The 22,369-nt window shown below is 74.4% G+C and carries 15 protein-coding genes and 1 pseudogene; 7 read left to right on the top strand and 9 right to left on the bottom strand.

The genetic code is table 11. The features are described 5' to 3' along the window. Positions 1-6: 6 nt before the first annotated feature. Complete coding sequence (locus V9U70_RS14660; RefSeq protein WP_336675429.1) at positions 7-450, bottom strand: roadblock/LC7 domain-containing protein; 444 nt, start codon at positions 448-450, stop codon at positions 7-9. Beyond that, positions 447-3,455: a sensor histidine kinase gene (locus tag V9U70_RS14655; protein WP_336675427.1), complete on the bottom strand. Its 3,009-nt coding sequence runs from the start codon at positions 3,453-3,455 to the stop codon at positions 447-449. The genes V9U70_RS14660 and V9U70_RS14655 overlap by 4 nt, the downstream gene beginning before the upstream one ends. 629 nt (positions 3,456-4,084) lie before the next feature. Between V9U70_RS14655 and V9U70_RS14650 the strand changes: the two genes are divergently transcribed. Continuing rightward, positions 4,085-4,438 carry a hypothetical protein gene (locus V9U70_RS14650; RefSeq protein WP_336675450.1) on the top strand — a complete coding sequence of 118 codons (354 nt, stop codon included), beginning with the start codon at positions 4,085-4,087 and terminating at the stop codon, positions 4,436-4,438. 208 nt (positions 4,439-4,646) lie between these two features. On the opposite strand, the gene V9U70_RS14645 is transcribed toward V9U70_RS14650, so the two are convergent. The 6 genes and pseudogenes from V9U70_RS14645 to V9U70_RS14625 form a co-directional block, all read right to left on the bottom strand. Then, positions 4,647-9,527, bottom strand: coding sequence for a hypothetical protein (locus tag V9U70_RS14645; RefSeq protein WP_336675426.1), 4,881 nt, complete (start codon positions 9,525-9,527; stop codon positions 4,647-4,649). Between the two features lie 55 nt (positions 9,528-9,582). Continuing rightward, positions 9,583-10,518 carry a hypothetical protein gene (locus V9U70_RS14640; protein ID WP_336675424.1) on the bottom strand — a complete coding sequence of 312 codons (936 nt, stop codon included), beginning with the start codon at positions 10,516-10,518 and terminating at the stop codon, positions 9,583-9,585. 127 nt (positions 10,519-10,645) lie between these two features. Continuing rightward, a complete protein-coding gene (locus V9U70_RS14635; RefSeq protein ID WP_336675423.1) occupies positions 10,646-12,175 on the bottom strand; it encodes a hypothetical protein in 1,530 nt (509 codons plus the stop codon). A 51-nt stretch (positions 12,176-12,226) separates the two neighbouring features. After that, positions 12,227-12,419, bottom strand: a pseudogene (locus V9U70_RS30600) (hypothetical protein); the annotation flags it as partial. 220 nt (positions 12,420-12,639) lie between these two features. Continuing rightward, a complete protein-coding gene (locus V9U70_RS14630; RefSeq protein WP_336675421.1) occupies positions 12,640-14,058 on the bottom strand; it encodes a HEAT repeat domain-containing protein in 1,419 nt (472 codons plus the stop codon). Positions 14,059-14,347: 289 nt separating this feature from the next. Continuing rightward, the gene (locus V9U70_RS14625) at positions 14,348-14,740 is read right to left on the bottom strand and encodes an ankyrin repeat domain-containing protein (RefSeq protein WP_336675419.1); all 393 of its coding nucleotides are present in this window, start codon (positions 14,738-14,740) and stop codon (positions 14,348-14,350) included. 324 nt (positions 14,741-15,064) lie between these two features. On the opposite strand from V9U70_RS14625, the gene V9U70_RS14620 reads away from it, so the two are divergent. Further along, positions 15,065-15,259: a hypothetical protein gene (locus tag V9U70_RS14620; RefSeq protein WP_336675417.1), complete on the top strand. Its 195-nt coding sequence runs from the start codon at positions 15,065-15,067 to the stop codon at positions 15,257-15,259. Positions 15,260-15,296: 37 nt separating this feature from the next. Then, complete coding sequence (locus V9U70_RS14615; RefSeq protein WP_336675416.1) at positions 15,297-16,973, top strand: hypothetical protein; 1,677 nt, start codon at positions 15,297-15,299, stop codon at positions 16,971-16,973. Positions 16,974-17,049: 76 nt separating this feature from the next. On the opposite strand, the gene V9U70_RS14610 is transcribed toward V9U70_RS14615, so the two are convergent. Next, a complete protein-coding gene (locus V9U70_RS14610; RefSeq protein WP_336675414.1) occupies positions 17,050-18,549 on the bottom strand; it encodes an SCO1417 family PLP biosynthesis transcription factor in 1,500 nt (499 codons plus the stop codon). 102 nt (positions 18,550-18,651) lie between these two features. On the opposite strand from V9U70_RS14610, the gene yczE reads away from it, so the two are divergent. The 4 genes from yczE to V9U70_RS14590 all read left to right on the top strand — a co-directional run bounded on the left by yczE (position 18,652) and on the right by V9U70_RS14590 (position 22,323). Beyond that, positions 18,652-19,359: a membrane protein YczE gene (gene yczE / locus V9U70_RS14605; protein ID WP_336675413.1), complete on the top strand. Its 708-nt coding sequence runs from the start codon at positions 18,652-18,654 to the stop codon at positions 19,357-19,359. A 142-nt stretch (positions 19,360-19,501) separates the two neighbouring features. Further along, positions 19,502-20,266, top strand: coding sequence for a glycerophosphodiester phosphodiesterase family protein (locus V9U70_RS14600; protein WP_336675412.1), 765 nt, complete (start codon positions 19,502-19,504; stop codon positions 20,264-20,266). A 44-nt stretch (positions 20,267-20,310) separates the two neighbouring features. Then, the gene (locus V9U70_RS14595) at positions 20,311-21,681 is read left to right on the top strand and encodes an MFS transporter (protein ID WP_336675411.1); all 1,371 of its coding nucleotides are present in this window, start codon (positions 20,311-20,313) and stop codon (positions 21,679-21,681) included. A 264-nt stretch (positions 21,682-21,945) separates the two neighbouring features. Continuing rightward, complete coding sequence (locus V9U70_RS14590) at positions 21,946-22,323, top strand: RNA polymerase-binding protein RbpA (RefSeq protein WP_336675409.1); 378 nt, start codon at positions 21,946-21,948, stop codon at positions 22,321-22,323. Positions 22,324-22,369 lie beyond the last annotated feature (46 nt).

Genomic DNA, 22,369 nt, shown 5'->3' with positions numbered 1-22,369 from the left:
CGCCCCTCATCCTCCGGCGGGCCGACCGGTCGTCCGTGGGGCGTTGGCCAGATGGGCCCCCACGCGCTTGACCATCAGCGTCATCTCGTACGCCACCTGGCCCACGTCGGAATCGGCGTCGGCCAGGACGGCGAGACAGCTTCCGTCGCCGGCGGCGGTGACGAAGAGGAACGCCCCGTCCAGCTCGACCACGGTCTGGCGCACCTTGCCCGCGTCGAAGTGGCGGCCCACGCCCTTGGCGAGGCTGTGGAACCCTGAGGCGACGGCCGCCAGGTGCTCGCCGTCCTCCCGGGACAGGTCCTGCGAAGCGCCGGTGGCGAGCCCGTCGCTGGAGAGCACCAGGGCCTTGCGGATGCTGGCGACGCGCTGGACGAGCTCGTCGAGCAGCCAGTTCAGTTCGCCCGAGCCCTGGCGTGCGGCGGTGTGTGATGCGGCGTTCGGTGCGGTCATCGGCCGTCCCCTCCCGGAGTGGTTCCTGGTGCTGGTCCACCGGGGTCGGCTGCGGCCTCGGTGTTCTGTGCGAGCTCGGCGTTCTCCCGTCGGCCCCGCTGCCAGCCGCGCTGGAGTGAGGCCATGCGGTCGCGTACCTCGTCCGCGTCGCGCTCGACGTCGTCGGCGGTTTCCGGCGGCGGCCGGTGGGCGGTGCGGTCCGCGGACTCCTCTCGGAGCTGGGGGGCGAGGCTGGCCTGCCGTACGCGCCGGGGCAGGCCGCCAACGGTGTCCGGGGCCCGCGCGCCCTCGGGCCGCCCGGAGCCTTCGCGGCGCGCACCGGCCGACGGGGCCGGGCCCTGTGGTACGCCGGTGTCGTGGGGCGCCTCAGCGGTGCGGGGCGGGGCCGGGGCGGGCGGTGCTTCCTCCGCGGCGCGGCCCGGTGCGGGCCGGTGTGCGGCGCGGGCGGTCCATGACGCGTCGGCGGAACCGGTGTGCGCGACCGGGCCGGTCGGCGTGCGGGCAGCGGGCGCGGGCCAGGCGGCCGAGGTGGCGTCCCGGGGGTCGTCCTCCGCCCGGCGGCCCCGGTCGGAGACCAGGGCCGGCGGAGTGCGGCGGGGCAGGGGTGCGGGCCCGGCGGGCCGCATGGGGCGGATGTCCGCCGTGGGTTCGTCTCCGTGCTCCTCGGCCGGTCGGCGCCGCTCGCGGGCGCCGTCCCGGCGCGGGCCGCCGGGGCCGCTGCCCCGGTCGGCGCCCTCGCGGTCGTCCCGGTCGGCGCCGCCGTGTCCGCCCCGGCCGGCGTCGCGGCGCTGGTCGCGGGCGCGGAGGATGCCGCCGCTCCCGCTCCCGGCGCCCTCAAGGCCGAGGACGCCGTCGAGTACGGGATTCAGGGTGCGGTCCAGCGGGTCTGCGGTGAAGCCCAGAGGGCCGGACCCTGCTTCCAGTTCCACGGGGCCGTCGAGTGCGTCCGCCGTGCTGTGCGCGGTGGGGACCGGGGCGAGGACGGTGGACCTCCCGTTGACTCGGCGTGCACCGCCGGACGCCGTGCCGCCGCCCGAGCCCTGGGCGCTCTCGCCGCCGATCGCCCGCTCGGCCCGGCGGTCCAGCCGGAAGCCGGTGCCGTGGGTGTCGGGGGCGTCGGTGAGCAGGGCCGCGGGGATGAACACCACCGCCGTGGTCCCTCCGTACGGCGATGTCTGCAGGGAGACCCGCACGTTCTGCCGCTGGGCGAGCCGGCTGACCACGAAAAGGCCCAGCCGGTCGGTGTCGGAGAGTTCGAAGTCGGGAGTCTCCGCGAGCCGCAGGTTGGCGTCGAGGAGGACTTCGGGCGCCATGCCGAGGCCCCGGTCATGGATTTCCAGCGTGAATCCGTTGGAAACGCGTTCACCGTGCACCTGGACGGCGGTGTGCGGCGGCGAGAAGACGGTCGCGTTCTCCAGGAGTTCGGCGATCAGGTGGGTGAGGTCGGCCACCGCCGGGCCGCCCACCCCGACGCGCGCCAGGCGTCGGACCTCGATGCGTTCGTAGGCCTCGACCTCGGCGACGGCCGCCCGCACCACGTCCATCAGCTGGATGGGCTTGCGCCACTGCCGGGAGGGGGCGGCGCCGGAGAGGATCACGAGCCCCTCGGCGTGCCGCCGCATGCGGGTGGTGAGGTGGTCGAGGCGGAAGAGGTCGGCCAGCTCGTCACCGTCCTCCGTGCGGCGCTCCATCGCGTCCAGCAGTGTCAGCTGACGGTGCAGGAGGACCTGGTTGCGGCGGGCCAGGTTGACGAAGACCTCGGAGACTCCGCGGCGCATGTCGGCCTGCTTGACCGCGGCCTCGACGGCGGCCCGCTGCAGGGTGTTGAGCGCCTGGCCGACCTGGCCGATCTCGTCGGCTTCGTAACTGAGGTGCGGGGCCTCGGTCTCGACGTCCACCTGCTCGCCCGCGGCCAGTCGGCGCATCACGCTGGGCAGCCGGATGCCGGAGACCTCGTGGGCGTCCTTGCGCAGCCGCGAGAGGTCGCGGATGAGCTCACGGCCGATGCGCACGGAGACGAAGACCGAGACGATCAGGGCCAGGAATCCGAGGATGCCGGCGATCCCGGCCTGGACGAGCACCCGGTAGCCGGCCGGTTCTGCGCGGTCCTGGAAGCGGCTGCCCATCTCCTTGGAGTCATCCGCCAGCCGGTCGAGGACGGGCCCGGCCGCCTCCTCCCACCGGTCGGCGTCGACGGGGCCGGGGCGCTCCGTCGGCCCCGCGGCGATCAGCGCGTCCTCGGCGGCGCGCAGCGGTGCGGCGTCAGGGCTTTCCCAGAACCGCTCGACGTTTCGGCGCTCGTACGCGGGGAGGTTCTCCAGGCTGACTTCGTAGAGCAGTTCCCGCTGGGCCACCAGGCCGGATATCCGGCGGATCTCGGAGGAGGTGAACCGGCCTGCGACGAGACCCGAAGCGATCAGCGCGTCCTCGCGCGCCAGCATCTCCCTGGCCCGGGATATCCCGGCAAGGGCCCGCATCTGCTTGTCCATCGAGACGTTCTGCAGGGTGTGGAGTCCGTTGAGGAAGCGGTACGCGGGGTCGACGAGGCCGTTGTAGAAGGCCTGGGCCTTCGCCCGGCTGATGGTGCGCCCCTCGACGGAGGCGCGCAGGGCCTCCAGTCCGTCCACGGCGCTCAGGATCGCGTCCAGGCGGCTGCGGCCCTCGGTGCTCAGCGCGTCCCTGACGTCCCGCTGCCGGGCGTTCTCCCTGACCTCGGTCACGACCCGGTCGGTGGCGGCGCGCTGGCCGAGGAGGCCGGGGAGCGCGTCGGACGCCCGGGGGTCGGCCAGGAAGACCAGGGTCTGCCGTCGCTCGGCCTGGACGGCACGCACGGTGTCCTCCAGGGGCTGGACGACCTTCTCTACGATGGCTCCGGCGTCCATCAGCTCGCTCGCCTGGCGACCGGTGATGTAGGTGGCGAAAACCCAGAGACCGGTGAGGGAGACGAGCGGCACCAACAGCAACGCCACGATCTTCCTGCGGATGGACTTCCCGCGAAAGCGCATGGCCTCCCCCAGACAGATCGCCCCCGCACCGCGGGGGGTGGTCGTCTCCCGGCCGTCCCCCGGCTCCGCTCCCGGCGCACACGGCGGGTGCACCGGCGCGCATCGGAACAGCGCGGGCGAGGGTCCGTCCTCCGTCAATAAACGGCGCGAGCCTACTACTGACACAGAGACAACTCGAAGGCACGTCCGGATGATTTCCAGCCGTCATCCCACGGCTTGATCGTGAGTTGTCCCGGTATTCCCGGAGATGATGTTCGCGAAAGCGGCTGAGGAGCACGACGGGGACCGGCAGTACCAGCACGTACCAGTTGGCTTGATTTCTTCGCTCTCACGCCTTTCTGCACTCTGCGGTACTTTCCAGGGGAATCTTCGGGACGAGTGGTTCGTCCATATGTACGGGGTAGACGCGCTGCGGGGGCGTGCGCGGCAGGAGCATGTGATCCGCCGGCGTAGCAACGGCACAAGCCGGGCAGCCACCCTGAAGACGGACAGTGGTGGGGAGTTGAAGGGCCTTGAGCACGAAGGAGCGCGGCAGCGCCGGATTTCCGGCGACCGCGGGTGCGGACGCCGCGAGCGAGGCAGAGGCGCCGCGGCAGTTGTGGGTGGAGGAGCCGGCCACGAGGCGGCGCATGCCGGACGCGGTGCGGACGGCTGCCGTACGCGCGGTTCTCATCATGTCGCTGACGATCATCCAGGCGATGGTCGCCTTTCTCAGCACGTTGACGGGGTCATGGCTGGCGTTCCCGATGGTGCTCAGCAGCGTCGCCAGCACGGTGGTCGCCACCTGGGCGGTGCTGGACGTGTGGGTGACCCGGCAGGTGTGGAACCAGCGCAACGGCGTGGTGTCCGTGCCGAGCAGCACGGCCCGGCAGATACGCCGTGAGCGACGACGGTCCCGGAGGGCCGTACGGGCGGCCGAGCGGGACGGCACGAGCGGTGGCATACGGGGCCGCCGTAGCACCGGCGGCCTCTCCCGCGCCTGAGGGCACGGTCCGCCGGGCCGGTCCTCCCCCTGCGGGCCGGAGCCGGCCACGGTAGGAGCAGCCGGTGGCAGCCGGGACGGGCGTGGGCCCACCGGCTGCTCCCGGCCCGGAGGAGAGACCTGATGGCCTGCCGGGCCTTCGGGGGGCCGGTCGTGCTCTGTGGCCTCGGCGGCCCCCTCCTGTCCGTGCCTCGTCCCGGCGCCAGGGCTCAGGACTGGTGGGTGGCTCGGTCCTGTGTCTGTGCCTGCGCCCTGGCGTCCGCCTGTCGCCTGGCCTGGCCTTGGGCCTGGTCCCGGGCCTCGGCCTGATCCCGGGCCTCGGCCTGGTCCCGGGCCTGTGTCCGGGCGTGGGCCTGGGCCTGGGCGACGGTCTGCTCGCTGCGCTTGAACATGCGGGTCGCCGTGATCTCGCCGTGCACCGTCTCCCCCTCCGGGTCCTGCTGCGGCAGGCCGGGGCGCAGATGTTCCTCCACGCTGATGTACTTCAGCCCGGCCCTGAGGTCGGCGTCATTGCGCAGGCGGATGACCAGGGGGAACTCGGCGAGCGCGGTCGTGTCGAACAGGCCGGTCGTGTAGAGCAGCTGCACGCCCAGCGCGTCCGACACGGCCCGCTGGAGCTCCAGCAGATACGTGGCGTTGGCGCGGCCGATCGGGTTGTCGAGGAACAGGGTGCCCGCGTGCCGGTGGCGGTCGCGGCCCCGGTCGTTGCTGCGCAGCGCGGCCATCGTGCAGTAGAGGGCGATGGCCGCGGTGAGCAGTTGGCCGCCGGAGAAGACGTCGCCCATCTGTCCGACCGGAACCCGCTCGGCGCGGAGCACGGCGTCCGGCTTGAGGATCTCCACGGCGATGCCCTTGGGGCGCAACGCCGCCTCGACCCCCCGGAGCAGCAGCGACATGCCGTCGCGGCGCAGGTCGCCGTTCTTCTTGAGGGCGGCGTGCGTCGCCTCGTCGATGACATCGCCGAGCCGTTCGGTGAGCGTGGCCTGGTCGGGCTCCTCGAAGCGGATGCGCAGGAACTCCTGCCCCGACCACTCCCCCAGTCCTTCGGGAAGCCGGGACAGCCGCTGGGCGGAGCGCAGCGTGGCGAGCGCCGACTCGACCAGCCCGCGCAGCCGGTCGACGATCGAGTCGCGGTTGCGCTCCAGCTGCACCAGCTCGTCGGTCAGAACGCGCAGCCGGGGGGCGAAGGCGTCGGCCCACTTCTTGGCGTGCTCGGGCAGCGCGGAGGCGGGCAGCTCGCGGATCTGCTGGCGTGCCGGGGTGCGGACCTGCTCGTAGCGGGTGGAGTTGGCGTGCCGAACGAGCACGTCGCTCGCCTCCCGGACGGAGCTCTCGGCGGCCGAGAGGTCCGCGTTGCAGCCGCGCAGGGAGCGCCGGGCCTCGGCGGCGGAGTGCCGGGCCTCCTCCAGGGTGCCGGGGTAGGGGTCCGGGGTCGGCGAGCCGTCCTCCGTCCCGTGGTCGCGGAGCAGGTCCCGCAAGAGCGCCGCGGTCTCCTCGAAACCGCCCGCGGAGTCCTCTGCGGTGCGGTGGGCGTGCAGCAGCTCGCTGTGTGCGGCGCGGGCGGTGTCCAGGGCGGCGGTGGCGTCGGCCAGCTCCGCGGTGGCGGTGCGCAGCAGGGCCTGGGCCTGCTCGGCGTCGGCCGGGACCTGCTCGTCAGGCAGTTCGGTGTGGTGCGGCCGGTCGTCGTCGGGGGCGAGCCGCTCGGCCTCGCCGCGGAGCCGGCCCAGGTGCTCGCTGGCGGTGGAGGCGCGGGTCTCCAGGAGCTGGACGTGCGCCTCGGCGCGGGCCACGGCCGCTTGCCGGGAGGGGCCGTCCGCTCCGTCGGTGCCTTCCAGGAGCTGGGCGGCGCGGACGCGGACCTTGTTGGTGAGCCGGTCGAGCTCGGCGCGGGCGGCGCTCTCGTCGCTCTCCGCGCGCGCCTGCTCGGCACGGAGGTCGGCGCCGACGCCGACCTTCTCGTACAGCTGGGACGCGGCTCGGTACGCCTCGCGCAGGGCGGGCAGAGCGGCGCGGGCCCGGGTCTCGTCGGACTCCGGGAGGGCCTCGGGGACTCCGGCGATCTCGGCACGCTCGGCCCGCAGGGCGCGGGCGGTGCGGCGGGCGTCGTCCGCGGCGCGCTGGGCGGCCCTGCGGTCCTCGTCGGCGGCGCGGGCGAGGTCGAGGCAGACGGCGGCGCGGGCCTCGGACTCGGCGGCCTCGTCGACCAGTTCGCGCAGCCGGGCCTGCCAGCCGGCCCTTTCCCGCAGCCGGTGGGCGAGCCCGGCCAGGGCGTCGGCGGCACGGCGGGCCCGCTGGGCGGCCTCCTGGCGCTCGTCGCGGACCCGCGCCGTGTCGGCGGCGGTCTCGTCGGCCTCGGCGCGGACCGTACGGGCCTCGGCCAGGGCGGCTTCCGCGCTCTCGGCGGCGGTGCGGGCGACGGCGGCGGACTCGGCCAGTTCCGCGAGCGCTCCGGGCGGGCAGTCGGCGCGCCAGGAACCGATGCGGGCGGCGAGGGCGCGGTCTCCGGAGAGCCGGGCGGCGAGCGCGCGGATGTCCTCGTCGCGGGCGACGGCGCGGCTGCGCAGGGCGTGGCGTTCCTCGTCAGCGGCGTGCTCGTCGTGCATGGCCGGGTTCGGCGGGACGAGGAAGACGCCGTCGGTCTGGAGGTCGATGCCGGTGCCGGGGACGGGGGCCAGGAGGGCGGCGGCGGTGCCGACGGCGACGGCGGAGCGGGGCAGCAGCGCCGCGCCGCCGAGGACCTCGCGTGCGCGGGCGTGGGCGTCGGGGTCGGTGATGACGACGCCGTCGACGAGTTCGGGGCGGGCGGAGAGGACCGCGGCGTGGTCGGCCGGGTCGACGGCCTGGGCGAGGTAGCGCCAGCCGGGGAGGGCGGGGATGCCCTGCTCGCCCAGATACTCCACGGTGGCCAGCACGTCGGGGCCCGGGGGCAGCAGCCCGCCCTCGCCGAGCGCGCCGAGGATGCGGGCGTCGTCGGCGGCGGCGGTGCGCAGGTCGAAGAGGCGGCGTTCCGCGGCGGTGACGGACTGGTCGAGGAGGTCCCGCAGCTCGTCCGCGCTGCGGTCGAACTCCTCGGCGGTCAGAGGCTGCGGGGCGGGGCCGCGCTGGTCGGCCAGGGCGACGGCGCGGTCGGGGGCGGGCCCGGTCGCGGTGCCGTCGTCGCCCCGGGGGCCGGTGCGGGGCATGCTCGTCCGGTCGGTCGGCGCCTCGTCGGCAGCCCCCTTGCGGGGGTGCGGGACTCCAGGGCCGGAGGGCAGACCGAGCAGGTCCGCCAGGCGGGGTTCGGCGGCGATGGAGGCGGCGGCCCGCAGCTCGTCCTCGTAGGACTGCTCCGCCGCCTTGGCGCCGTCGGCGGCACGGGCCGCGGCCAGTTCGGCGCGGCTCTCGGCGGCGGCGGCCTCCCGGGCTGCGTCGGCGGCGGTCCGGGCGGCGTCGCGGGCGGTGTCCCAGGCGGCGACGGCGGACTGCTCCGCGTCGCTGGCGGCGAGGGCGGCGCGAGCGGGGTCGGCGTCGGGCGCGGTGTCGTCGAGCCAGCCCGCCCGGACCGCTTCTGCGGTCTCCTGTTCCACCTCTGCGAGGCGCTGGCGCAGGTGACCGGTCTCGCTCCGGGCGCGCTGCGCCTCTGTGGCGGCGACCGTGGCGTCGTGGTGGGCGCGTTCGCCGGTGGCCTGGAGGGTGGCGGAGCGCTCCTCCTCCTCGTTGGCGACGCGCTCGCCCTCCTCGGCGGCGGTGTGCAGGGCCCGGACGAGATCGACGGCGGCGTCGCTGCGGGCGGCGAGGGCCGGGGCGGCGTCGCGTTCGGCCTCGCGGATGGCGACGGCGACCCTGGCGCAGCGGTCGGCGGCGGCACGGTGGCGCAGGACCGCCTCGGCGGCCTGCCAGGCGGCGTGCAGGGTACGGGCCTCGACCAGTTCCCTGCGGCCGGCGGCGGCGCTCTTCTCGGCGGCGGTCAGGGCCAGCGAGGCGTGCCGGTAGGCGAGTTCGGCGGCGATCAGGGCGCGGCTGCCCCGGGTGGCGTCGGCCTCGGTGACGGTGTACGCGGCGGCGGTGACGCGTCCGGCCAGCTCCGCGGTGCGCCCTCGTTCCTCGGCGGCGCGGGCGGAGAGGCGGCGGGCGAGGGTGCGCGTGCGGCGTTCGGCGGCGGTGTGGACGTCGCGGGCACGGGCGCGGGTCTCGGTGGCGTCGACGATGCGGCCCAGCAGGTCGACGGAGCCCGCCGTGAAGTCGCGTTCGGCGGTCAGCTCTGCGCGGCGGCCCAGCTTGCTGCCGAAGCCGCTGACCAGGTCGGCGAGGCCGTCCGTGTCGCGGGTGTCGGTGACGGCGCGGAGCAGCAGGTCGGTGAAGTCGGAGTCCTTCTTCACCGCGAAGAGGCCCGCCGCCTCGCCCTCGTCCGCGTTCATCTCCCGCTGGTAGCGGAAGAGTTCGGGGTCAAGACCGAGGTCGCCCAGGTGTTCGTTCCAGCGGTCGTGGACCTCCTCCCAGTGCACGTCCAGGTGCTGGTAGAACTTGCCCGCGTCCATCAGCGCGTCGCGGAAGCCCTTCATGGTGCGGCGCCTGCCGCGCGCACCGGAGACGCCTTCGGAAGGGCGTGTGACGGCGGCGGTCTCTGCGACCGGGAGGTTGTCCAGACTGAGGCCGGGGCCGGGGCGGAAGGAGTACCAGGCCTCGGCGAACTTGCGCGGGTCGTTGGAGACCTGGCGGCCGCGCCATTCGCTGACCTTGCCGACGACGACGCACGCGCCGGTGAGGGTGTGCTGCCATTCCAGGGCGACGTGCCCGCAGTCGTCGGCGAGGAGGAACTTGCGCAGCACGCCGGAGCTGGCGCCGCCCAGGGTGTTGCGGTGGCCCGGGAGCATCACCGAGAAGATCAGCTTGAGCAGGACGGACTTGCCGCCGCCGTTCTCCAGGAAGAGGACTCCGGCGGGGGCGGGGCGGCGGGGTGGTCCGGCCGGTTCGTCCTCGAAGAACTCCGCCTGCGCGGGGGCGGGGTCGGGGACGGGCGCTCCGACGCCGCGCAGGTCGAGGACGGTGTCGGCGTAGCGCGCACCGGCAGGCCCGATGGAGTAGAGGCGGACCCGGGACAACTCGTACATGGCGGCGGACTCTCGTCGTTCGGTGAGCGGGGGCGAAGCGGTGGGGGCGAGCGGGTCAGGAGTGGAAGGGCAGGCCGGCGTCGGCGGCCAACTCCATGCTGTCGGGGTCGGGCGGCGGCAGCAGGGTGGCGGAGCCGTCGGTGACGGGGACGACGCCGAGTTCCAGTAGCTCGGCCATGGCCGCGCTGCCCGCCATGTCGCGGACCTGGAGCTGGTAGCGGGCGGTGGTGCGGTAGGCGCCGCCCGCGTCGTCACCGGTGCGCTGGAGGAAGCCGGAGTCGGTGAGGAAGGCGACGGCCTTGCCGATGATGCCCGTCGTGGAGCCGGCGAGCCGGCGGGCGTCCTTGGTGGCGCCGGTGGCGCTGCGGCGGGCGTAGATCCGCCAGCCCGCTTCGAGGCCGGGCGCGTCGCTGGCCGGGTCGGTGGTCTCCCCCTGTTCCTCGGCACGCTGCTCCAGCCGCTGACAGGCCTGGCGTACGAAGGCGTCGACGCCGTTGACCGTGATGCGGCCGATGTAGGCGTCGTCGGCGAGGTCCTCGGGCCGGGGGAAGGAGAGGGCAGCGACGGCCAGGTGGGCCAGGCCGTGCAGGAAGCGGTCGGCGGCGTCGGTGGAGGCGCGGCGCGCGTAGTCGCCCATGCGGACGGCGAAGACGGAGTCCTCGCCCGCGGTGACCGCCATCCCGGCGCGCGGGGAGACCTCCAGGACGATGAGGCCGAGCCCGGTGGCGACGGCGTCGGCGAGCCGGGCGAAGGGGCTGTCCTCGCGGTAGCGGCGCAGCAGGTCGGCGTACTCGGCGTCGCGGGCGGGCAGCAGCTTGGGCTGGAGTCCGAAGGAGACCAGGCGGGCGGCGTCGGCGGCGTCGGCCGGGGTGACGGACGCCTGGCCGGCGGGGCCGGAGCGCTCTCCCGGCGCGGGGGGCGGGGGGCCGGCGGCGTACGCGCCGACGGGCTCCGTCCACGCGTCGGCGGGCTCGGCGTCGTGGTCGCTCACGGCTGGGACTCCTCGGTACGGGTGGGGGGCTGTGCGGCGGTCCGCGTGGGGCGGGCCGGGATACGGAGCGGTTGGGCGGGCGCCACGCCGGGGCGCGGGGGCGGCGGCTGTGGGGCCGAGGGGCCGGTCACGACGCATCCTTGCGGTCGGCGGCCATGCCCGCGGCGTCGAGGAGGGCGGTGCCGACGATCAGGTCGGCGCCGCCGAACTCCGGGTCGTCCAGCTCGGCGCCGTCGTCGACCGCGAACAGCAGGCGGCGCTCGCCCTGGCGGTAGGCGGTGCCGACGGGCGGGCTGGCGGCGTGGACGGCGAGCAGCGCGACCAGGTAGGCCAGGTCCGGGTCGCCGCCACGGCGGGCCTCGGCGAGGAGCCCGGAGAGGCGGCGCGGAGCGTCGTGCTCCAGATCGAGCAGCTTCATGGCGCGGGCGAGCTGCTCCTCGCTGAACCGACTGTCGTCCGGGGTGGCGATGAGGTCGGGCTCGGGCATCTCCGCGCCCAGGTGCTCACGCTCCGTCGGCGGGGTGAGGAGCATGTCGACCAGGTCCCCGACCCGGACGGAGCTCGGCGTGCGCAGCCCGGTGCCGTGGGCGAAGAAGGCGTCGGTGGCCCGGCTGGACTGTTCGACGGGGAGCGGGAGCAGCGGGGCGAGGAGCTGCCCGTACAGGTCGAGACCCGCGTGGGCGGCGGGGGCGGCGAACGCCTGCCGGTCCTGCTCCGCGCGGAAGAGGGGACCCGCCTCCAGCAGCCGGGACTGGAGCTGGGTGTGGCGGCGGATGCAGTCCTTGACGATGTCGACGAGCTCGGCGGCCCGGCGCTTGTGCTCGGGTTCCTCCGCCTCGTCGCGCGCCTTGCGGATGTTGGTGAGGATCGCGTTCTCGTGGCGGTAGCGGTCGGCCACGTGGTCGAGGGCCTCGGTGATCATGTCCGGGACGGTGTGGAGCCAGTCGACGGCGCGGACGTTGCGCCGGGTGGCCTCCAGGGTCCGGCGCAGCGTCTCGGCGTACTGCACGGTGCGGTAGCGGGCCTGTTCTGCGGCGAGCTGGGCGTCGGCGAGCCGGCCCCGGCTGATCAGGACCTCCAGCTTGACCTCGGCGGCGATCTGGGCACTGGTGACGTCGGTGTCCAACGCGCCGACCAGGACGTTCACCGCTTCGTCGGTGGCGCGGAGGTAGACCGTGCCGCCGTAACCGGGGACTTCCTCGATGAGTTTGAAGTCGTAGTCCCGGCGGACGTATGCGCCGTCGGGGCCGAACGTGCCGTAGACCGCGCGGAAGCCGCGGTCGACGCTGCCGACGTTGATCAGGTTCTCCAGGACCCAGCGGGCTACCCGCTCGTGCTCGGCGACGGGGCGCTCCGGGGCCTGCGCGCCGACCCGGGGCAGCAGTCTGGCCACTATCTGGTCGTGGTCGGCCCCGGTGTCGAAGTCCATGTTGAGCGTGACGTGGTCGATCGCCGCGAGGGCGACCTCCGCCATCGCGTAGACCGTGTACTCGCCGGCGAGGTTCGCCTTGCGGACGTCGAGATCGTGCAGCGGCGCCGTGCAGGCGAGCGCGCGCAGCCGCCGCGAGAGCCCCTCGTCGGCGGCGGGGCCCAGGGCGGGCCGCGCTCCCGCGCTGAGCTGCGGCGCAGCGTTGTCCGTGTTGGCAGGCGAAGTCACGTGGGACAGATTAGGTCCTCGAACTGACAACGGTCGAAACGGCGCTTATGCGACCGGGGCCGGGCAGTCGGCGGGCGCCGGTCCGCCGGGGCCCAGGCCGAGGAGGAGCCGCACGCCGGCGACGGCCGCGTCGTCGTAGCGGTCCGGGTCGTGGGAGAGGAGTGCGCGGGTGACGAGACGGCCGGCCCACCACGTCGGTGAAGGCGCCGCCCCGGTCGATCCAGAACTCCCGGCGTCCGGTCATGGCGCCATTCCGTGCTCGGGGGGGCACGCTCCGCGGCGGCAGCGACCCGGGGCGGCGGCCGGGCGCGTGCCGCCTCCGGCCGGGCTCCGGCGTCGGCGCCCGCTCGGCCCGCCGACCACCCCCGCGGCCTCTGCGCGCCGCTCGGTCCTCGGCCCCGCCCCGCCGCCCGGCGGCCTGCCCGGCGTCGGCGCGCCCGCTCCTGCGAGGGGCGGCGCGGCGGTCACATCGCCGGCGCGTCCGGTCCGATGCGGCTGCGTACCGCTGTCTGGACCTCGGCCTCCTCTGCCGGGTCGGCGGCGAGGCGGCGCAGGCGTTCGGCGACGCGGACGTCTCCGGTCTCGGCGTGGAGCGCGGCCACCTCGCGGGTGGTCTCCTCGCAGTCCCACAGGCACTCCACCGCGAACCCGGTCGCGAAGGACGGGTCGGTGGCGGCCAGGGCGCGGGCGGCCCTGCCCCTCAGGTGGGAGGACGACGTCTCGCGGTAGACGTGGCGCAGTACGGGAGCCGCGCAGGCGATGCCGAGCCGGCCCGCGCCGTCGACGAGGGTCCACAGCCGGTGGGCGTCGGGGCCTTCGCCCCGTACGGCCTCCCTCAGCTCGCCGAGGACTTGGGGAGCGTCCTGGGCGGTGCCGCGACAGGCGAGGACCCCTGCGGCACAGGCGCCCAGGGCGTCGGGCCGCCGGGCCCACCGGCGGGCCCGGTCCACGGCGTCGTCGCAGGTCATCCGCTCGAAGGCGGCGAGGGCCACGTCGGCGACAGTCCGGTGGGGGCCGGCGGCGGCCGTCTCGATGAGGTCGAGGACGGCGGGGTCGTCCGCCTCGGCGAGATAGTGCAGGGCGGCGCACCGGGCGCCGTCCGGGCCGCTGCGGGCGGCTTCGACGATCAGGCTCCGGTCCTCGGGCCCGGCGACGGCGGCGAGGCAGCGGGCGGCGGGGACGTGCAGTTCGCTGCCGCGTTCCAGGGCTTGCTGGGCCCAGTCGAAGACGGCCTGGACGCTCCAGCCGGGGCGGGGGCCCCCGGGGCGCATCTGGCGTTGCCACCGGTCGAACGAGCCCTGTTCCGTGGCGGCCCTGATCCGGGCGCCGACCTCCTCGCGCGGGTCGTCGGCCCACAGCCGCCAGGGGCGCGGCTCGAAGGAGTCGCGCACGGCGGCGGCGAGGTCGGCCGCGCCCTGCGCGGTGGCGGGGAAACGGGCGAGGACGGGCAGCGCGAGCGAGCGCAGATGGGCGTCGTCGTCGCGCAGGGCGAGCTCGTCGAGTGCCCAGGGCCAGTTGGCGCCGGTCCTCGCGTAGCGGCGGAGCAGCGCCAGGGCGTCGTCGCGCCCGTAGGAGGCCAGGTGGCCGAGGACCGAGAGCGCCAGGCCCGTGCGTGAGTCGTCGGTGTCTTCGTGGTCGTCGGGATCGGTGAGGTGCCGCTCGATCTCCTCGACGCCGCCGTTGAGATCGAGGTAGAGACGGGCGTAGTAGAGGGAGCGGTTCTCCACCTGCCAGTCGTGACGGGGATCGCTCACGACGCAGTGGTTGAGAGCCGCGAGGGCCTCGGGGCGCGGCGCGGCGAGGGCGTGGAGCGTGCCGTCGCCGCGGCCCCTCTGCAACAGGCCGAGCAGGGTTCCGCTCGGCGCTATGAACGGATCGAACATGGGAGAAAGCCTCACATCAAGCTGTCGACGCAACCGGGACTGTGCAGTGCCCCGTGCCTCTCGGGCACGAGGGGGTGTCCGGGGGCACCCCTACGCCGCGCAGTGACATGATCGGCCGACCGCCGTCTTCCGCCTGGTGTAGAGCATCTTCCTCTGCCTCTCGTCGGTGGCCCTGAGCGGGCCCGCGACGTCATGATGACCCAGCCATTTCGCCACCGCGACCACATTTACGACGGACCGGTCAGCCGACCGCGCGGCAACGAGTCCCTTCGGCGCGGCCGCCGTCGTCTCAGCGGGCACTGAAGCGTTCCACCAGCTCGGTCTTGCCGAACATCCGGGCCGTGTCCAGGGCGGACGGCGTGCCGGCGGCCGGGTCGGCGCCTGCGGTGAGCAGCGCCTCCACGACGTCGTCCACGCCCTTGAAGACGGCTCCGGCCAGCGGGGTCTGGCCGCGGTCGTTGGCCCGGTCGGGGTCGGCGCCGCGGGCGACGAGGGCGGTGACCGCCTCGGCGTGCCCGTGGTATGCGGCGAGCATCAGCAGCGTGTCGCCCCGGTCGTTGGTGAGGTTCGCGGGGACGCCGGCGTCGATGTACGCGGCCAGTGCCCCGGTGTCGCCGGCCCGGGCCATGTCGAAGACCTTGGTCGCCAGCTCGACCACCTCGGGATCGGGGGTTTCGCTCATCGGACGTACCGCCTTCCTTGACTGCTGCCGCGGCTGTCAGCGCCGCGTTGACATGGTGGGGAGTACGGCGCGGGCCGTACGAGTGAATCGACAGGGTACTGGCCCCGGGGACGCATGCCCCGGAGCGGAAGCGGCAGAGGATCGCCGCGGGGCGCTTCTGCCCGGCACGGGCGCGGCAATGCCGCTCTCCAGGACCGACTTTCCTGGGCCAGTCAAGTGAAAGTGCCGTATATTCACTCGATTGCCCCTTTTGTCATATAGATACTTCCCGTGATCCTGGAAGGACTCATGGTGACCGTCCCCTCAACGAGGAGAGAACCGCTCATGATCCTTTCCATCTCGGGCGTGGTACTGCTCGCCATCATCGTCTTCCTGTTCTTCAAGAAGGACGGACTCAAGGCATCCCACGCCGTCGTCTGCGCCCTGTTCGGCTTCTACCTGGCCGGCACCGCCATCGCCCCGAGCATCACGGCCGGCGGCGCGAGCCTCGCCGGCCTGCTGGGCGGGATCAAGTTCTGACGCACCGCAACCGCTTCCCCCCTTTCAGGAGACCGATGTGGCCCGGCGACCACTCCCCCGCGTTCTGAGCAGCGGCAGCGCTTCGATCACTCGCAGCAGAGAGATCGCGCGCACGGCCGCCGACAGCGCCACCGATGTGCTCCATCCACTGATCACCGTGGTCCGCGGGCTGCGCCTGCTGGCCGTCGCGGGCCGGCAGAGATGGGTCGCGACCCCCAGGGAACGGCGCGGCCCCCAGCTGTTCCTCGCCGCGGCCTGCGTGCTCGCGGTGGCGCTCCTCCCCTACGGGCCGGTCCTGGCCCTGATCACGGTGGTGAGCGCCGCCGCCTGGAAGGGGCGGGAGCGGACCCCGGTGAGGACCGGGCCCGACGAGGCGGAGAGCGCACGGCTGAGGACGCTGTACGAGGCGCTCGTCCCGTACTTCGCGGCGGCGGACGACCCCAGCCCGCTGTTCTCCCACGGGGGCGACTGGGAGAAGCCCTTCGACGGGTACGCCTTCGACGAGGACGGCCGGCTCACCCGCCTCCGGATCTCCTACCCCGCCTACTTCACCGACGGCGAGGCGGCCGCCCGGTCCCGGATCGAGCAGGTGCTGCACGCCAAGTCCGGGCGGGGCCGCGAGTACCGCTTCGACTGGGACGAGGAGGCCAACCGCCTCGCCATGACCGTGCTGGACCCGCTCGCCACCTCCATCGCGGCCCAGCGCTTCGTCGCCGCCCCCGGTGAGACCGTCCTGGGCTTCACCGACCCGGACGCGGTCTCCCGCACCGTCCCGGTACGGGACGGCGACACGACGGTGGACGCCGCCCCCGTCGTCTGGCGCACCGGGCCCCGCTCCACCGAGCCCCACCTGCTGGCCGTCGGACAGCCCGGCGGCGGCATCACGACCCTGGTCCGCTCGATCGCGCTCCAGGCCCTCCAGCACGGTGACGTCCTCGTCGTGGACGGCGGCGGGAGCGGCGAGTACGCCGCACTCGCGGGGCGGACCGGCGTCCTCGCCGTGGAGTGCGGGCTCGGCGGGGCGCTGGCCACGCTGGAGTGGGCGGCGCACGAGACGGAGCGCAGGCTGATCGCCGCCGACCGGGCCCGGCAGTCCGGCCGCCTGGCGCCGGACGACGTCAGGCGTCCGCTGTGGATTCTGCTGGACCGCCCCAGCGTCCTCGGCCATCTCGCGGCGGCCGACGGCAGACCCGATCCGCAGGAGCTGCTCCGGGTCCCGCTGCGGCACGGCCGGGCGGCCCAGGTCACCGTGGTGCTGGCCGACCAGCTCGACGCCCTGGACGCCCTCACAGAGGCGGTGTGGACCCACACCCGCGCCCGCGCCGTCCTCGGCCCGGCGTCCCGCGAGCAGATCGCCGCCCTCCTGGGCGCCGAACCGACCACCACGCCACCGCCCGAGGCCCCCGCGGGCCGCGGCTACGCCCGCCTGGGCGCGGGGCCCGTCCTGCGGATGCAGGTGCCGGCGACCCCTGACCCGTACGACGACGCCACCAGCGACGCGCACCGGCAGGCGGTGCTCGACCTGCTGCCCGACCGGGACCCGCCCGCGCGGCACGACGAGGCGCCTGCGGCAGAGCGGACGCCGGTGGCGGCGGCCGTCCCGGGGGAGGCCGCGCGCGGCCCGGTGGAGGACCGTCCCGCCGGGGCCCCGGTCGCCGGGGCGAGGGCCGCGGAGCCACTGGCCGGGGCCCAGCCGGCGGCCGCGGAGAGCTGAGCCGGGCCTGCGGCGCGGCCCGTGGCCGCGAGGAGCGGGCGCCGGGAGCCCGCTCACCGCCGTTCGCGCACGGCCCTCAGGCCACGAAGCTGCGCGGTGCGTCGGCCCCCGCTCCCGCCCCCGAGCGCACCAGCTCCACGGCCGCGGCCAGGCGTGCGGCCGCCTCGTCGGCCACCGGCCCGCTCACCGTGAACGGCAGCCGGACGTACCCCTCGAAGGCCCCGTCGACCCCGAAGCGGGGACCCGAGGGCACCCGGACGCCGACGCGTTCGCCCGCCACCGCCAGCCGGGAACCGGAGAGGCCGCCGGTGCGCACCCACAGCGTCAGCCCTCCGCGCGGCACCGCGAACTCCCAGTCGGGCAGTTCCCGGCGCACCGCCGCGACCAGGGCGTCCCGGTTCTCCCGCGCCTGGTCGCGGCGGACCTCCACGGCCTGCTCCCAACCGCCCGTGCCCATGAGCCAGTTGATCGCCAGCTGTTCCAGGACCGGGGTGCCCATGTCGGCGTACGCGCGGGCGGCGACCAGGCTGCGGATGACGTCGGGGGCGGCGCGCACCCAGCCGATCCGCATCCCCGCCCAGAACGCCTTGCTGGCAGAGCCGACGGTCAGCACCGTGCTGCCGGCCGGGTCGAAGGCGCAGACCCGGCGCGGCATGTCCGCGCCGGGCTCCAGACGCAGTTCGCTCATCGTCTCGTCGACGACCAGGACCGTACCGGCCGACCGGGCCGCCTCCACCAGGTCGCGGCGCTGCTGCTCGTCGGCGAGCGCACCGGTCGGGTTGTGGAAGTCGGCCACCACGTAGGCGAGCCGGGGCGCGGCGTCGCGCAGCACCTGTCGCCAGCGGTTCATGTCCCAGCCGCCGAGGCCGTCGTCCATCGCCACGGGGACCAGGCGGGCTCCCGCCTCGCGCATCAGCTGGAGGATGTTGGCGTACGACGGGGACTCGACGGCGATCCGCTCGCCGCGGCCCGCGAAGAGATGGCAGATGGCGTCGATGGCGCCCATCGCCCCGGTGGTGACCATGATCTGTTCCGGCATGGTGGGGATGCCGAGCCGGGTGTAGCGCTCGGCGATCGTCCGCCGCAACGCGGGCAGCCCCGCCGGGTAGTCGCCGTGTGTGTGGGCGTAGGGCGGCAGCTCCTCCAGCGCCCCCTGAACGGCGCGGGTCAGCCACGGCTCCGGGGCGGGCAGGGCGGCGCAGCCCAGGTCGATCATCGAGCCGAGCGACTCCGGGGGCAACGGCTCGAGGCCGCGGGCGGGCAGCGGGTTGCCGGCAGGCACGGCGGTCCAGCTGCCCGCTCCGCGCCGGGACTCCAGGAACCCTTCGGCGCGCAGCGCCTCGTACGCGGCCGCGACGGTGGTGCGGCTGACCGCGAGCCCGAGGGCCAGCTCCCGTTCCGCGGGCAGCCGGGCGGCGACCGGGACCCGGCCCTCCAGCACGAGGAGCCGTATGCCGTCGGCGAGCGCACGGTAGGCGGGTGGTCTGCGGCCGCCCGGCCCGGGGGGCCGGGACTGCTGTGCCTGAAGCTGCCGGGCGAGCTGAGCCGCCCCCACGGTCGACGTCCACTGCGCCACGGAAATCAGTCCACCTTCCTCGAATTGGCCATGTCTGATGGCCTGTCCCCTGCCACAGGGTGGCACGAAGCAGTCCACCACGACCACATCAGGGAGCGCCACGTGACCAGGACCACCGACCGGGGCACCACCCGCCTCACCCGGCGGCTGGTCCAGCTGTACGTCGGCCTGGTGCTGTACGGGGTCAGCTCGGCACTCCTCGTGCGGGCGGGGCTCGGCCTGGAGCCGTGGGGCGTGCTCCACCAGGGCCTAGCCGAGCTGACGGGGATATCGATCGGCGTCGTCTCCATCATCGTCGGCGCGGTCGTCCTGCTGTTGTGGGTCCCGCTGCGTCAGCGCCCGGGGCTCGGCACGGTATCGAACGTCTTCGTGGTCGGTCTGGCGACGGACGGGACGCTCGCCCTGGTCGGCGATCCGGACGGCCTCGCGCTCCGGGCTCCCCTGATGCTCGTGGGGATCGTGCTGAACGGGGCGGCGACCGGGCTCTACATCAGCGCCCGGTTCGGCCCGGGGCCGCGCGACGGGCTGATGACCGGACTGAACCGCGCCACCGGCCGCTCCATCCGGTTGGTCCGTACGGCGATCGAGGTGGCCGTCGTCGTGACGGGCTTCGTGCTGGGCGGCTCCCTGGGTGCGGGCACGGTGCTGTACGCCCTCGCGATCGGCCCGCTGACCCAGTTCTTCCTTCCGGTGTTCGCGATCCCCACGCCGAACGCGGCCCCCGGTGGGCCGACCACCGCGTCCGGGCCCGCCACGGCCCCGGACGCACCGGCCGCCGCGACCCCGGCAGACGCCTCCCCGGACGCGTAGGCCTCCGCCGCCGCGCCGCCGTCCGGCGCCGCCCCGGCCCTGCACGCGACGCGGCTCCCCCGCCCGGGCCGTCCATCGCGGCGCCGCCCGCCTGTCCCGGTCCCGTCGCCGCTCCGGCACCCGGGCAGGCCATACTGCCGCAGTGAGACCGAGCCGCCACCCCTACCTCGACCATCCGGCGCCGATCCCCTTCGCCCACCGCGGCGGGGCGGCGGACGGCGTGGAGAACACCGTGACCGCTTTCCGCAGGGCGGCCGCGGCGGGCTACCGCTATTTCGAGACCGATGTGCACACCACCGCGGACGGCCGGCTGGTCGCCTTCCACGACGCGACGCTGGACCGGGTCACCGACGCCCGGGGCCGGATCGCCGCGCTGCCGTGGAGCGAGGTGAGCCGGGCCCGGGTCGGGGGCAGCGAGCCGCTCCCGCTCTTCGAGGAGCTGCTGGAGGAGTTCCCCGGGGCCCGCTGGAACGTGGACCTCAAGGCGGAGTCCGCCCTGGAGCCGCTGCTCGACCTGGTCCGCCGGGCCGACGCCTGGGACCGGGTCTGCGTCGGCTCGTTCTCCGAGGCGCGGGTGGCGCGCGCACACCGCCTGGCGGGCCCGCGGCTGGCCACCTCGTACGGGGTCCGCGGCGTTCTGGGGCTGCGGCTGCGCTCGTACGCGATCCCCGCGGCCCTGCGGGCCGGCGCGGTCTGCGCCCAGGTCCCCGAGCGGCAGGGCGGCGTCCGGGTGGTCGACGGGCGTTTCGTCCGCACGGCGCACGCGCTCGGCCTCCAGGTGCACGTCTGGACGGTGAACGAGCCGGAACGGATGGCGGCGCTCCTGGACCTCGGCGTGGATGGCATCATGACCGATCACATCGAGACGCTGCGCACGGTGCTGAGCGAGCGGGGGGCCTGGTCCTGACGCCGGGTCCGGCCGCGTCCGCCGGGGACGATCGAGGGGGCGGGTTGAGCACCGGGACCACGGGAACGGCAGGTCCGGCCGAGCAGCCGGCGGACGGCACGGCCGCCGAGCGCAGGCGGGAGCAGCACGGCTGGTACTTCTACGACTTCGCCTGCTCCGTCTACTCCACCAGCGTGCTGACCGTCTTCATCGGTCCGTATCTGACCTCCATCGCCAAGGCGGCGGCCGGCCCCGACGGCTTCGTCCATCCGCTGGGGATACCCGTGCGGGCGGGCTCGCTGTTCGCGTACGCCGTCTCGGCGTCCGTCGTGCTCGCCGTGATCCTGATGCCGATCGTGGGGGCGGCCGCGGACCGCACCGGGCGCAAGAAGCCGCTGCTGGCGGCCGCCGCGTACACGGGTGCGGCGGCGACGGCCGGGATGTTCTTCCTGGACGGCCACCGCTATCTGCTCGGCGCGTTCCTGCTCATCGTGGCGAACGCGTCGATCTCGGTGTCGATGGTCCTCTACAACGCCTATCTGCCGCAGATCGCCGGGCCGGAGGAGCGCGACGCGGTCTCCTCGCGCGGCTGGGCGTTCGGTTACACCTCTGGCGCCCTGGTCCTGGTGCTGAACCTGGTCCTGTACACGGGCCACGACTCGTTCGGGCTCTCGGAGCCCGACGCGGTGCGGATCTGCCTGGCGTCGGCGGGCGTGTGGTGGGGGGCGTTCACTCTCGTGCCATTGCGGCGGCTGCGCGACCGCCGGATCGCGCCGGGGGGCGAGGGCACGGTCGGTTCCGGCTGGAAGCAGTTGCTGGCGACCCTGCGCGACATGCGCGGGCATCCGCTGACGCTCTCCTTCCTGCTCGCCTATCTCGTCTACAACGACGGGATACAGACCGTGATCTCCCAGGCCTCGGTGTACGGCTCAGAGGAGCTGGGGCTGGATCAGACGACCCTGATCACGGCCGTTCTCCTGGTGCAGATCCTGGCGGTGGCGGGAGCGCTGGGCATGGGCCGGCTCGCCCGGAGACATGGCGCCAAGCGCACGATCCTGGGGTCTCTGGTCGTCTGGACCCTGATCCTGGTCGCCGCCTACTTCCTGCCCGCCGGCGCACCGGCCTTCTTCTTCGCGCTGGCGGCGGCTATCGGCCTGGTGCTGGGCGGCAGCCAGGCGCTCTCGCGGTCCCTGTTCTCCCATCTGGTGCCGCGCGGCAAGGAGGCGGAGTACTTCTCCGCCTATGAGATGAGCGACCGGGGGCTGAGCTGGCTGGGGCCCCTGGTGTTCGGCCTGGCCTACCAGCTGACGGGCAGCTACCGGGAGGCGATCATCTCCCTCATCGTGTTCTTCGCCCTCGGCGCGGTGCTGCTGGCACGGGTCCCGGTACGGCGTGCGGTCCGGGCCGCGGGGAACCCCGTACCCGAACGGATTTAGACGTGGGAGTGAAAGGCCGGTAGTATACGCCTTTGGCCTGCCCGGGGGACCGTTACTGCGAGTGAAAGCGACTCAACCGCTGGGTGACAACGTTGACCAGAGGTGACAAAGCGGGCGCGGGCGGGTACCCAACCCAGACAAGGCAGCGCACGACGGGCGACGCATGACCGGCAACGGGAATCTTTACCGCCGACCGGACGTTGACCGGATGACGACGACAGCGACATTTTGTCCTGTGGGCGACAAGCCCGGGAGGCACGATTCATGAGTGAGCGAGCTCTCCGCGGCACGCGACTCGTGGTTACCAGCTACGAGACGGACCGCGGTATCGATCTGGCCCCGCGCCAGGCGGTGGAGTACGCATGCCAGAACGGACATCGATTCGAGATGCCGTTCTCGGTGGAGGCGGAAATTCCGCCGGAGTGGGAGTGCAAGGCGTGTGGCGCCCAGGCACTCCTGGTGGACGGGGACGGCCCCGAAGAGAAGAAGGGCAAGCCCGCGCGCACGCACTGGGACATGCTCATGGAGCGGCGCACCCGCGAGGAGCTGGAGGAGGTGCTGGCCGAGAGGCTGGCGGTTCTGCGCTCCGGAGCCATGAACATCGCCGTGCACCCGCGGGACAGCAGCAGGAAGTCCGCCTGACCCCGTAAGAGCGCACAGCAGCACAGCACGAGAGCCGCGGGCCGTG

This window comes from Streptomyces pratensis (genome assembly GCF_037137275.1).
Lineage (GTDB): Bacteria > Actinomycetota > Actinomycetes > Streptomycetales > Streptomycetaceae > Streptomyces > Streptomyces pratensis_B.
Note: the sequence above shows the minus strand (reverse complement) of the source record. Positions and strands in the feature narration are given on the sequence as shown.

Excerpts from the sequence above, each read along its gene's own strand:
- V9U70_RS14660 (WP_336675429.1), bottom strand. The coding sequence starts at position 450 with ATGACCGCACCGAACGCCGCATCACACACCGCCGCACGCCAGGGCTCG.
- V9U70_RS14655 (WP_336675427.1), bottom strand. The coding sequence starts at position 3,455 with ATGCGCTTTCGCGGGAAGTCCATCCGCAGGAAGATCGTGGCGTTGCTG.
- V9U70_RS14650 (WP_336675450.1), top strand. The coding sequence starts at position 4,085 with ATGCCGGACGCGGTGCGGACGGCTGCCGTACGCGCGGTTCTCATCATG.
- V9U70_RS14645 (WP_336675426.1), bottom strand. The coding sequence starts at position 9,527 with ATGTACGAGTTGTCCCGGGTCCGCCTCTACTCCATCGGGCCTGCCGGT.
- V9U70_RS14630 (WP_336675421.1), bottom strand. The coding sequence starts at position 14,058 with ATGTTCGATCCGTTCATAGCGCCGAGCGGAACCCTGCTCGGCCTGTTG.
- V9U70_RS14625 (WP_336675419.1), bottom strand. The coding sequence starts at position 14,740 with ATGAGCGAAACCCCCGATCCCGAGGTGGTCGAGCTGGCGACCAAGGTC.
- V9U70_RS14620 (WP_336675417.1), top strand. The coding sequence starts at position 15,065 with ATGATCCTTTCCATCTCGGGCGTGGTACTGCTCGCCATCATCGTCTTC.
- V9U70_RS14590 (WP_336675409.1), top strand. The coding sequence starts at position 21,946 with ATGAGTGAGCGAGCTCTCCGCGGCACGCGACTCGTGGTTACCAGCTAC.